The organism is Flavobacterium sp. 22659 (assembly GCF_052044235.1).
In the GTDB taxonomy this organism is placed as follows: domain Bacteria; phylum Bacteroidota; class Bacteroidia; order Flavobacteriales; family Flavobacteriaceae; genus Flavobacterium; species Flavobacterium johnsoniae.
The window spans coordinates 15,386-27,407 of record NZ_JBQEMU010000026.1; the positions used below are offsets into that span (position 1 = coordinate 15,386).

General features: G+C 31.8%; 11 protein-coding genes. 4 read left to right on the plus strand and 7 right to left on the minus strand.

Annotated features, from left to right (window positions below):
- Position 1: 1 nt before the first annotated feature.
- The 3 genes from ACTJIW_RS20775 to ACTJIW_RS20785 all read right to left on the minus strand — a co-directional run bounded on the left by ACTJIW_RS20775 (position 2) and on the right by ACTJIW_RS20785 (position 4,898).
- The gene (locus ACTJIW_RS20775) at positions 2-2,614 is read right to left on the minus strand and encodes a tetratricopeptide repeat protein (protein WP_012023137.1); all 2,613 of its coding nucleotides are present in this window, start codon (positions 2,612-2,614) and stop codon (positions 2-4) included.
- A gap of 87 nt (positions 2,615-2,701) precedes the next feature.
- Positions 2,702-3,397 carry an ABC transporter ATP-binding protein gene (locus tag ACTJIW_RS20780; protein ID WP_012023136.1) on the minus strand — a complete coding sequence of 232 codons (696 nt, stop codon included), beginning with the start codon at positions 3,395-3,397 and terminating at the stop codon, positions 2,702-2,704.
- A gap of 40 nt (positions 3,398-3,437) precedes the next feature.
- On the minus strand, positions 3,438-4,898 hold the full coding sequence (locus ACTJIW_RS20785; protein ID WP_440716425.1) for a DUF5687 family protein: 1,461 nt from the start codon (positions 4,896-4,898) through the stop codon (positions 3,438-3,440).
- A 128-nt stretch (positions 4,899-5,026) separates the two neighbouring features.
- Between ACTJIW_RS20785 and ACTJIW_RS20790 the strand changes: the two genes are divergently transcribed.
- Both ACTJIW_RS20790 and ACTJIW_RS20795 read left to right on the plus strand, forming a co-directional pair.
- Positions 5,027-6,079 (plus strand): ferredoxin--NADP reductase, encoded by a 1,053-nt coding sequence (locus ACTJIW_RS20790; RefSeq protein ID WP_121362708.1) that lies wholly within the window; start codon positions 5,027-5,029, stop codon positions 6,077-6,079.
- A 276-nt stretch (positions 6,080-6,355) separates the two neighbouring features.
- Complete coding sequence (locus ACTJIW_RS20795; RefSeq protein ID WP_012023133.1) at positions 6,356-6,790, plus strand: hypothetical protein; 435 nt, start codon at positions 6,356-6,358, stop codon at positions 6,788-6,790.
- Between the two features lie 192 nt (positions 6,791-6,982).
- Here ACTJIW_RS20795 and ACTJIW_RS20800 read toward each other — a convergent pair whose 3' ends face one another.
- Both ACTJIW_RS20800 and ACTJIW_RS20805 read right to left on the minus strand, forming a co-directional pair.
- Complete coding sequence (locus ACTJIW_RS20800) at positions 6,983-7,990, minus strand: glycosyltransferase family 9 protein (RefSeq protein ID WP_440716426.1); 1,008 nt, start codon at positions 7,988-7,990, stop codon at positions 6,983-6,985.
- A 43-nt stretch (positions 7,991-8,033) separates the two neighbouring features.
- Positions 8,034-8,639: a DUF4254 domain-containing protein gene (locus ACTJIW_RS20805; RefSeq protein ID WP_012023131.1), complete on the minus strand. Its 606-nt coding sequence runs from the start codon at positions 8,637-8,639 to the stop codon at positions 8,034-8,036.
- A 111-nt stretch (positions 8,640-8,750) separates the two neighbouring features.
- On the opposite strand from ACTJIW_RS20805, the gene upp reads away from it, so the two are divergent.
- Complete coding sequence (gene upp, locus ACTJIW_RS20810) at positions 8,751-9,404, plus strand: uracil phosphoribosyltransferase (RefSeq protein ID WP_440716427.1); 654 nt, start codon at positions 8,751-8,753, stop codon at positions 9,402-9,404.
- On the opposite strand, the gene ACTJIW_RS20815 is transcribed toward upp, so the two are convergent.
- Positions 9,399-10,328, minus strand: a complete 930-nt coding sequence (locus ACTJIW_RS20815; protein ID WP_440716428.1) for a DUF6427 family protein — start codon at positions 10,326-10,328, stop codon at positions 9,399-9,401. The genes upp and ACTJIW_RS20815 overlap by 6 nt on opposite strands.
- 136 nt (positions 10,329-10,464) lie before the next feature.
- On the opposite strand from ACTJIW_RS20815, the gene ACTJIW_RS20820 reads away from it, so the two are divergent.
- Complete coding sequence (locus tag ACTJIW_RS20820; RefSeq protein WP_012023128.1) at positions 10,465-10,695, plus strand: DUF6341 family protein; 231 nt, start codon at positions 10,465-10,467, stop codon at positions 10,693-10,695.
- Positions 10,696-10,734: 39 nt separating this feature from the next.
- Here ACTJIW_RS20820 and purD read toward each other — a convergent pair whose 3' ends face one another.
- Positions 10,735-12,009 (minus strand): phosphoribosylamine--glycine ligase, encoded by a 1,275-nt coding sequence (gene purD, locus ACTJIW_RS20825; RefSeq protein WP_012023127.1) that lies wholly within the window; start codon positions 12,007-12,009, stop codon positions 10,735-10,737.
- Positions 12,010-12,022: the final 13 nt, after the last annotated feature.

Genomic DNA, 12,022 nt, shown 5'->3' on the forward strand with positions numbered 1-12,022 from the left:
ATTATGGGTTTTTTGGGGTCAGATAGGCTTCAAGGTTTTTCTTAATTTGAACCACTTTGTAGTTTTCAGTTGATATAATAATTGCCGGCTGTGCAATTTTATATTTTTTATCATCTCTAAAAACTCCCGCAACATCTTGGGCATAAGCCTCAGATTTTAAACCATGAATAGCTACAAAACTTTGGGTTCTGTTGTATTTATCAAATGAAGTTGTTAGTCTTTCGAAATTTTCGACTAACAAAAACACTCTTATAGCTTCTTCGATTTGTTTAAGCGTTTTAGTATCGTTATTAGAAATTAAGTATAAAATTTTCCAGTTTTTATTATCCTCTGTTGTAAAATTTAATCTCTCTAAAGTTGGAACTTGTTTTTCAAGAATTTCTCTGGCATTTTTACCTTCATCACTATTTGGGTAATTATCTGCTACATTCTCCAATCCTTTTTTATAAGCTTCTAACCCGTTTACTTTTCCTAATGTGTTTGCTTTCAACAATTCAAACTTAGAAACAATTTCATCTCCAGAATATTGATTGATGAGATTGTCAATATTATCTAAGACAACATCAAACTTCTCTTCCTGAAAAAGCTTGTACCATTTTTGGTATTCTTTTTCCGGTGAAGGAATATCATCTGTATTGGTATTGTTTAAAATTTGAGCATATCTTGAACCAGGATAATTGTTTGTAATATCTGATTTTATTTTTTCGGCTTTTGCAGGATCTGTAATTTGGTAAATTTTATACAAATTATACATTGATGGCAGAATCAACTTTTCTTCTGGATTGTTTCGTAACAATTGTTCCAGTTTGTCACTTGCCAAAGTATATTCTTTAAATTTCTCCTTATATATAAGACCTAACTGATAATAAGCAAAATTGCGTTCTTTACCAATGCTGTCAATAGCAATTTGTGTTTTTGGAAGTTGTTTTTCGTAAAAAGCAGTTGTGTATTTTTCGATTACAACTGTATCTTTTAGTTTGTTTGCTTCTGCTTCATTTATACTGTCATTGAGCATTGCAGCATCGTTTGCCGCTTTTATTGCAGATAATCTCCAGTTACCGCCTATAGTACGATTACCCCACATTTTCTTAAACTGTAATTTTCCATAAGCCACTGTTGTAGGGTTATAGAAATAAAAAGTACTTACAGCATCATTTCCTGAAGGTGGTCTAATTCCGTCAGTATCCATGTTTGCTGGTTTTCCTAAAGAATTTGGATTAACCGCAGTTGGTGCACTTGAAGCACTGTTGTTTCGCTCAACATTCGCCAGTTTTTCTTTTTCTTTTTCTTCCAGAATTCGTTTGGCTTCATCTTTCTTTTTAAGTTCTGCGATGTAGCTTTCAAAATAAATTTTTCTTTCAGAATCCGGCATTCCGTAAACTTTGATAATACTGTCATTGCGTTTTGCAATACCTTCGTATTTAATTACGTTATCAAGATTTTTTCTATTTTTTTCTATAAAAGCAAATTCTCTGGTCTTTGGATTGAGTTTTGTTAACGTACTGTCATAATATTTGGCGGCCATTGTATAATCTGTATTCTTAAAATACATGTTTCCAATGTTTCGATATGCCGATGCCATTAAATAAGGATCTTTAGATTTTCTGCCCAAAGATTTATTGTAAAATTTCAGTGCATTTTCTTTGTCTTTCTTTTTATCATAAAAGACTCCCATTTCATAAAAAAGGACATCATAATAAGGTCGGTTTTCACGATCTGCAACTAGCTTATTATACGTTTTTAAGAAAATAGTATCATTGCCTTTTTCATAATCATACATCTGTGCTTTTTTTGCATAAGCATGCATCATGTACTTTCTGTCGGCTTTGCGGTTCATATGAATTACGCCGTCATAATAATATGTCGCACTGTCCTTATTTCCAACTTCCTGATACATCTGCCCCAGAATAAATTTATATCTGGCACGGTCTTCATTTATTCTCGAAAATTGTTCGGCAATTCTAAGTTTGGCAACAGCGCTGTCTCTTTCTTCTAAATTTAAAAAGGCTTCTGCCAATAAAGCATTAGCATCAGAAAAAGTCTGTTTGTTTAAATCAGTCTTTTTTAATAACTGATTAATATTTTTTACAACAATAGCATCGTTTCCTAAACGCATATTGGTTTTTTCACGCCAGATTTTTGCTGTGTAAATGTTACTGCTGTTTGGATATTTGTACAGAATATAATTGAAAGCTTCTAAAGCCGGAATAAAACGCTGATCATAATATCTGGCTTTTCCAAGCATCAAATATGCTTCGTCGATCTGGTAGTTTCTTTCTCTTCCTCCAATATTCATGGAGTGTTTTTGAATTGCTTTTGTGGCCTTTGTTTCTGCTTTTTCAAAATCAGGATTTTTTGTTTTTTCTCCTTCAGAAAAATTTTCATCAAACTGCATTTTTTCTATCGGAAGCATTTTCCAGAAATTGTCCTGATCATTAGCCTTAATAGCCTGCAGTCCTTTCTCAAGCCCAAGACCTCCATTATACAAAATGTTGTATTTTGTACTCAATGCATGGGAGTTTCTGTTCACAAAAGTGTTATTCTTGGTAGAACATGCTATCAAAAAGAGAAAAAAGATGAGAAAAAAACTATATTTAAGAGTATTCTTTTTCAATAGAACTGATTTTAAAGCATTAACTTCTAAAAAGTATTTTTAGTATAAAGACGGGTAAAAATACGCTTCTTTTTGTAATATAGAAACTTAAACCGCAAAAAACGATTCGAGTTCTTGTAAGGTTTCTTTTGATGTTTGAATATCCTTTACAATTTCGCCTTTGTTAAGTGCAACAATTCGATCACAAACTTCGACCGTGTGTTGTAAATCGTGGCTTGAAACCAAAACAGTAACGTTTGGATCATCAGCTAATTCATTAATAATTTTCTTTAAACGGCTTACTGTTGTTGGGTCTAAATTCGCAAAAGGTTCGTCTAAGATTACAACTTCAGGGTTACCAATTAAGGTCGCAATTATACCCACTTTTTTCTGATTCCCTTTAGATAAATCGCGAAGGTATTTTTTGTTGTTTAAAATTTCTCCGTTAAAAAATTCTTCGTGCTTTGCCAGTAATGCATCAATATCGGCTTTGTTTTGATGACGAAGATCTCCAATAAAATAAAAATATTCCTCTGGTGTTAAGTATCCTATCAGGAAACTTTCATCTAAAAATGAACCTGTAAAAGATTTCCAGTTTTCACTTGTATTTACCTGAATATCATTACTTTTTACGTATCCTGTAGTTGGTTGAATAAGGTCTAACAACAGACTAAAAAAAGTGGTTTTTCCCGCTCCGTTATTTCCTACTAATCCAAAACTTTGTCCTTTTGGGATTTCAAGATTGTTAATATTCAAAACTGTAGTTCCGTTATATTTTTTTGATAGTTGATTTACTTGTATCATGGTATAGTTGTAGATTTTTTATTTTAGATTAATTATCTAATTAACTCTTTTGTTTATAAGCACTTATTGTACTGTATTTTTCAATTTTATATCTTTTTTCGATTAATGAAAAAACTTTTTCTTTAAATATAAAACCCAAAATACCAGCGCCCGCAACCAAACTTAGTGCCACTGTTTTATCTGCATAATGCAATCCAAGCCAATACAATAATAATGGTAAAAATATTTTTGGCAGTGATAAAAGAATGGCACTTACATTAAACACTTTTTTATCTGTAAAAGCGCCTCCGGCAATACTTAAATCTATTGGTGTTTTAGTAAATGCACCGCCCAAAAGCACTAAATGAGAATTAACTCCAATATTATAAATGGCTCCTACTACAATCGTTAAATATACTTCCCATCCATAAAGGAGGTAAAAAGAAGCCAGTATAGTCGAAATAAAAGTTGCAATAACAATAAGCCACCATTTTGATGTAATGTAACCTCGATACGGAATATTTTGTGTCATCATTAATTGATAATACGAACTGTCCCAGCTTGGTACAAATTGCCCAAAGACAAATAGAAATCCTCCCGAAACAAATATTCCTGCAAAAATCTGCATGGCTGGGGGCTGGTGTGTATTACCAAAAAAAATCAATCCGTAAAACAAAAAGATCACACTCATTACAATTGTTGTTTTTGATCTTTTGTTTCTTTTTATCAGTTTAATATCATTTTTTAGAAAAGTGCCCAAAGTTCCAAACTGATTAAGCCAAGAAAGATTTTCTGTCGTTGCAACATCATGTTTTACAGAAAGTCCTGCGTCCAGAAATAAGTTATTTTTGAAATATTTAAAAGTAAAAACATATAAGCCTGCTAAAACTAAAACAGGAATTAAAAACAGACCTTTTATATTATAAAAATTCTGAAAAAACGGAGTTGTAAATGTTGTAATATCAAACAATTGATAATACTGTGCCCCTGCCAAAGCCAAAATTAGAGCCACAAATACAACAAACAATCTGTCAATATTGCTTAAAATAATATTCAAAAAATTATTGATATAAATAAAAGCCATTGCTCCTAAATACCAAAAAACGATTCTAATAACGTCGTATCCTTCTAAAATTAATACAACTGAAAAAGGCACAAAAAATAAAGTGTGAACCCAATTAAAAAAAGATAGAACTGTTTTTCCCAATGAAAAATGAACGATTACTGGTTTTTTAAATGGTAAAACCAATAATGGTTTGATATTGAGAACAGGAATCGATTGAAGTAATAACCTTATTACTAAATCAAGCAGGAAATAATAAATTAAAAATTTGTTTATTGTTACTAATGGTTCCAGATTCATCTCTTTTAGAACATAAAATGCTCCAACGCCCATTGCAACAAAAATTAATGAGAAATAAATCATTAAAAAACCTATTATAATTTTCATTGCCAGGTTTTTACCAAATGACGCCGATCTAATAAAGGCTTTCCATTCGAGATAAATAAACTTTTTAATCATGGTTAATTTAGTTTGGATTTTTGTAGTAAGAGACCAAATGTAGGAAAACGTTACAAAAAAAGTTAAAAAAAATATTTTAGTAAGTGTCAATTACTTATGGTTTGCTACTTTTGCAAAAAATTTAAATCATGCCTTCATTCTTAAAACTTATAATTAAAGAGGTAAAACGCGAAACTGCCGATGCTGTTTCGGTTCTTTTTAATGTTCCTGAAGAACTTAAACAAGACTATAAATTTATAGCCGGACAATACATAAACTTAAAATTAACTCTTGATAATCAAGAAATTCGTCGCGCTTATTCTATTTGTTCTGCTCCCGAAAGCGGAGAATTGAGAATTGCAGTTAAGGCAGTAAAAAACGGACTTTTTTCTCAGTTTGCCAACACCAGATTAAAAGCCGGAGATGTTCTTGAAGTAGGCCAGCCAGAAGGAAAATTTACTTTTGAACCAGATGCTGAAAGACAAAAAAATTATGCAGCATTTGCTGCAGGAAGCGGAATTACGCCTGTTTTATCTATTTTGAAATCGGTTTTAAAAAATGAGCCAAAAAGTTCATTCGTATTGGTGTATGGAAATAAAACTCCTGAAGATACAATTTTTCATCAGGAACTTCATGATTTACAGTTACAATATGTTGGACGTTTTTTTGTACATTATGTTTACAGTCAGGCAAAAGCTGAAAATGCTTTGTTTGGAAGAATTGAAAAATCAGCAGTAAATTTTGTTTTAAATAACAAACACAAAGAGCTTCAATTTGATAAATTTTTCCTTTGCGGACCAGAAGAAATGATTAATACCGTTTCTAATGTTTTGAAAGAGAAAAATGTAAAAGATTCTGCTATTAAGTTTGAACTTTTCACCTCGTCTTCTGAAGAAAACGTAATTCAAGGTTCTCAGGAAGGTCATACAAAAATTACCGTTTTGGTTGACGATGAAGAAACTACTTTTGAAATGTCTAAAAAACAAACCATTCTTGATGCCGCTTTAAAGCAAGGTGTTGATGCTCCTTATTCTTGCCAAGGCGGAATTTGCAGCAGTTGTTTAGGACGTGTAACTGCTGGTTCTGCTGAAATGACAAAGAATTCTATTTTAACAGACAGCGAAATTGCCGAAGGATTAATCTTAACATGTCAGGCACATCCAACATCAGAAACTATTTATGTTGATTACGACGACGTATAATATTTGAAAATTTCAATCCCGAAATTTCGAGATGAAAATCCAAATTCCAGACTAAATTGGAATTTGGATTTTTTTTATTCTATATTCACAATCTTATCAAGATGTGAAAATTTTCCTTCATATAGCTTAAGGTTGCAATAAAACCAAATTTAAGCCAAAATATTGCGGAATTTTTATTATATTAGAGGGAAATTACCGCAATCATAATCTCCATATCTTTTATGCCGATTTTGTTGGGCTAAATCAAATTTGTCAAACATTTAAACATTAAATATCATGACAGCTCACGTACACCACTTTCATTTATATCTCTTTATTATGCTGGTTGTAACTGCTTCGCTGTGCGTTCTGGCAGTTATCATAAAAATGAAAAACAAAAAAGGTCCAAAGTTACTCAAAAGAGATAAATACAATTCAACTATGACCGAAAAAATGGTAGAAGTAAAAAAAACAGATTCGAATGTTTTTAATATCTGGCCTTATGTAAGCAGACTTAAATCGGCTAAAATTTTATCTAAAAAAATTAAAGATCAAGACTTAATTTATAAAGTTTACAGAGATTCATCACAAAAATTCGAACATATTCTATTGTCAACCGAAGATAAAAATAACTTTGTCTCTATCATAGTAAACAAAAAAAGAAGAAAAACAATAGGATATTCTTTCCTCGATTCTAATGAAAAATACGATTTGAACAAGAATATTGCTTAAAATATTATTTTAGCAATTGCCCAGCGAGGCAAATTATTTTAGAATCACAATAAAAGAAAAAAGCTCCGGTGGAGCGACATGTTTTATATAATATGTCGCTCCGCCGGAGCTTTTACTTTGTGGATACCATTTCTTTGCTATAAATATTTTGCTTCTCCGAAGCTTACAAAAAAGCTCTTTTTTAGTCTTTCATTAAAGCTGCTCTACAACTTTGTCAACAACCTTTTGCGGTAAAATTGTCCTCATCGCATCCTCATAACCTTCAATAATTTTATTACCATAAACTGATGTTGGCAGTTTTGGATATTGATTTCGGTCTGAAGTTAAAGCATTTTCTAAACTTTGGTTAAAAGGCAAAAATCCAGCGTATGGATGCGTAGCGCCCCAAAGCGTAACGACTTTTACACCCAGCATTGCTGCGATATGAGCATTTCCAGAATCCATAGAAAGCATCACATCAAGATTGCTTATTAATTGTAATTCCTGCTGAAACTTAATTTTTCCAGCCATATTAATTACATTTTTATACGGTTCTGAAAGTGAATCCAGTATTTCGATTTCTTTCTTTCCGCCTCCAAAAAGTAAAATTTTGTACGATGAATTTTCAGCTAATTTTGCAATTACTTCTTTCATTAAATCTAAAGGATAAACTTTAGAATCATATTGTGCAAAAGGAGCAATTCCGATAAGTTTTTGATTTTCATTTCCGATAATGTCTAGAATATCAGAGTTTAAAACTGCTTTTTCAGGAAATTGCGGATTCGATAAGTTTAGAGGAAAACCAAGTTCTTCAAAAACTTTTGCATGTCTTTCAAACATGGTTGGCAATTGCTTGAAAATCTTGTTTTCAGCTCTTGTCAATTCTTTTTTCCCTTCACGTCCTTTGTTAACAGTGGCTCTTTTTTTTCCGCTTAAAGCGAAAAGCAAACTCACAACTTTAGACCTTAAAACATTATGAAGATCTGCAAAAGCATCAACTTTCAGTTTTTTTACGTCTTTATATAAGCGTACAAGACCTGGAAAACCTTTATGTTTTTCTTTTTCATCAAAAGCAAAAAACTCAAGATTTGGAATTCCTTCAAAAAAAGGTTTGAAAAACGGACGCGAAATAACGGTTAGTTTTACCGTTGGATATTGTTTTACAAAAGCACGTAAAACAGGAACCGTCATGGCGACATCTCCCATTGCGGATAGTCTCATGACGGTTATATGTTTAATCTTGTTGTTCGACAACTCTGCCAAATTATTTTTTATTTTGATATAAAACCGGGTTTAATTCGTCGTCGTTGTACATTTTCATTTGTTTGTACACTTTCATGAATTTATCACCATTTTCAATATCTGTCAATAATTCTTCGATTGCTGTAGATAAATCTGTTCTTTGTTCTAAAAGTACATTTAATTTTTCCTGACATTTATCTCTGTGTTCCTGAGTTGCTTCTGCACGAGTAGCTTCTTCGTTCATGTGATAAATTTTCAATGCTAAAATTGATAATCTGTCAAATGCCCAGGCAGGACTTTCAGAGTTAATTTTTGCTCCGTCTTTTGCTTGTACATCACTGTATTTTTGCAAAAAGTAACTGTCGATATATTCAACCATATCTGTACGCTCCTGATTTGAAGCATCGATTCTTCTTTTTAAAGTCAAAGCAGCTACAGGGTCAATCTGCGGATCACGAATGATATCTTCAAAATGCCATTGTACAGTATCAATCCAGTTTTTTAGATATAATAAATGTTCAAATTTATCTTTTGGATATGGATTGTTTATTGGCTGATCAACATTATCAAACTGGTGATAATCTTTGATGCTTTGTTCGAAAACTGAATATGCTAATTTTGAAAACATGTCTTTATTTTTTTATAGATACAAAGATACTTTTTATACTTTTATGCTGCGAAAAAAAGAAATTATTTTTTGTTTTCATACAATAGTTCGTTAATAAATTAAAAAATCATCATGAAAATTCATTATATATCTGAAAACAATAGTGTTCTAAATCATTTTCTGGGACAAATTAGAAATGTAAATGTGCAGAACGACAGCATGCGTTTTAGAAGAAATATTGAACGCATTGGCGAAATTATGGCTTATGAATTAAGCAAAATTTTACCTTACAAAGAGGTTGAAATTCAAACGCCGCTTGACATTAAAAAAACTACTGAAATAGATACTGATTTGGTTTTATGCCCAATTTTAAGAGCCGGATTACCACTTCATAACGGATTTTTAAATTATTTCGATCATGCCGAAAACAGTTTTGTTTCTGCCTGCAGATATCATCCAAATGGTGATGATGAATTCGAAATTTTGGTTGAATATCAGGCTATTTCAAATTTAAATAACAAAACCGTTTTGCTTCTGGATCCAATGCTGGCAACAGGACAATCTATAGTGGCGGTTCACAAAAAATTAATTGAAAACGCTGCACCTGCAGAATTTCATATTGTTGTAGTTATTGCTGCTCCGGAAGGAATAGCACATCTTGAGGAAAATCTTCCTGAAAATTGTCATTTGTGGGTGGCATCTTTAGACGAAAAACTTAACGAGAAAAATTACATTGTTCCTGGTCTTGGCGATGCCGGCGATCTTGCTTACGGAAGTAAATTATAACTGCGAGAAAAAAGTAAATAAGCTGCACAAAATCAGAACATAAAATACAATTTCGTTATTGAGTTTTTGCTGCATATATTCAACATGACTGGCTGCCATCATGGCTAATGGTGCAATACTAAACAATAATAAGTCATTGCTTTTATCTGGTGAAATGATGTAAACAAGAACAGCAATAAAAAAACAGGCTACTACTTTTTTATAAGAAGTATGTACAATTTGCGGTCTGTTTGACAAGGTAGTCAGCATTGAAAATACAAAAAATACAACTACTGCCACATATATTGAAAGTGCTCCGTTTTCGTAATTATCTTTAAAATAATCTATTCTAAAATCGATTACTGCACGTTCCTGAAAGAATTTCGCAGCGTCGATATTGAACATTAATGAAATCATAAAAAAGATTATTGATACTGCTAAAAGTGCAATAAATGGCAAAACCCAGTTTCTATAATCTCTTGAAACGTGAAAAATAATGGATATAAAAACCAGTATTAAAAAGAGAACACTCCAAAATTGAAATAAAGAAGCTACAAAAATCCAGAATGAAGCATCAAATATTTTTTCTTTTGATGCTTTTAAAGACTGCAGTGAAATCAATCTTCGTAATGCCAATAAAATAAAAAAGTTGGCATAAACTACATTTGAATTATTAAATACTGTTGGAAAAAATAATAGAAATAATAAATAGAAAAATATTGCGTAACCATTGTCTTTACTAAGCCCATTCTTCTTTACGATAAAATTTACCATAAAAAAAGAAGCAAAAATAAAGCACAATAAACTTATTTTTTGAAATATCGTAAAATAAGAATTTATCCAAGTTGTTTCTCGAATTTGAAACATAAAGAAGAAAACCAGTATCAAAATTACAACCAAGGAATAATTTAATGGCGTAGATTTTTTAAAAACACTTGTTATCATAAGGATATTTTATACTTTTGTGATTGTAAATATAATACTTGTTTAAAAAGGAAACCAACAAGTTGAAGAAAGATTCTTCTTTTTGAATTTTACTTCAATGCGTTAAAACAATAATAATCTATAATTTAATAAAATTATGAAAGCTTTTTTTGAAGGAATTCAATACTTATTCGTTAACATTTTGTTTGCTCCGCTTGACTTTTTACGTCGTTTGGAATTAGTTACATGGTTTGGCGCAAATACTATTAACTGGATTTTCATGATCATCTGTGCATGTGCAATCGTTTATTGGATTAAACAATTACGCATTTTTGATGATGCCGGAACAGAAAACCAAGATACAACAGCTCATTCATTTTTAAAATAAAACCAAACCCTTAATTAAAAGGGCTGGTTCAAATATTTTTTAAATTAAATCGAAGCCGATATCTTTTCTAAAATACATCTTATCAAAGCTTAGTTTATCTATGTTTTGGTAAGATTTTTTTATGGCCTCCTGGAAATTATCTCCATAAGAGGTTACAGCAATTACACGCCCTCCATTAGTAACGACATTTTTGCCATCTAATTTTGTTCCTGCGTGAAAAACTATCGAATCTGTAATATTTTCTAATCCAGAAATTACTTTTCCTTTTTCAAAATCTTCAGGATATCCACCAGAAACTACCATTACAGTTGTTGCGCTTCTTGGGTCAACTTCTAGATTAAAGTCTCCTAATTTTTGATCTGCAACAGACAAAAACAATTCAACCAAGTCAGATTTCAGTCTTGGAACCACAACTTCAGTTTCAGGATCTCCCATTCTTACATTATATTCAATAACGATTGGTTCTCCTTTTACATTAATAAGACCAATAAATACAAATCCTTTGTATTCGATTCCGTCTTTTTGAAAACCTTCGATTGTTGGTTTTACGATACGTGTTTCAATTTTTTCCATCAAAACAGCATCCACATAAGGAACTGGAGAAACTGCTCCCATTCCGCCTGTATTTAAACCTGTATCTCCTTCTCCAATTCTTTTATAATCTTTTGCAGTTGGAAGAATTTTATAGCTTTTTCCATCTGTTAAAACGAAACAGCTTAATTCGATTCCATCTAAGAATTCTTCGATAACTACTTTTGAACTCGCTGTTCCAAATTTAGCGTGAACCAGCATGTTGCGTAATTCTGTTTTGGCTTCTTCAAGATCCTGAATAATCAAAACTCCTTTTCCAGCCGCTAAACCGTCGGCTTTTAAAACGTAAGGAGGCTGCAAAGTTTCTAGAAACTTACATCCCTCTTCTACAGTTTCGGCAGTAAAACTGTCATAAGCTGCAGTTGGGATATTATGTTTCATCAAGAATTCTTTTGCAAATTCTTTACTTCCTTCTAACTGCGCTCCAAGTTTTGATGGCCCGATAACCGGAATATGTTTTAAACTATCGTCGTTTTTAAAATAATCGTAAACTCCTTTTACCAACGGATCTTCTGGACCTACGACTACTAAACTTATATTTTCTTTAAGCACTAATGCTTTTACTGCTTCAAAATCAGTTGGAGATATTGCAACATTTTCAGCAATTGCAGCAGTTCCTGCATTTCCCGGTACTACAAAAAGTTTTTCGCAAAGCGGACTTTGAGTCATTTTCCATGCAAATGCATGCTCTCTTCCGCCTGATCCCAATAGTAAAATTGTCATGGTGTTGTTGTAT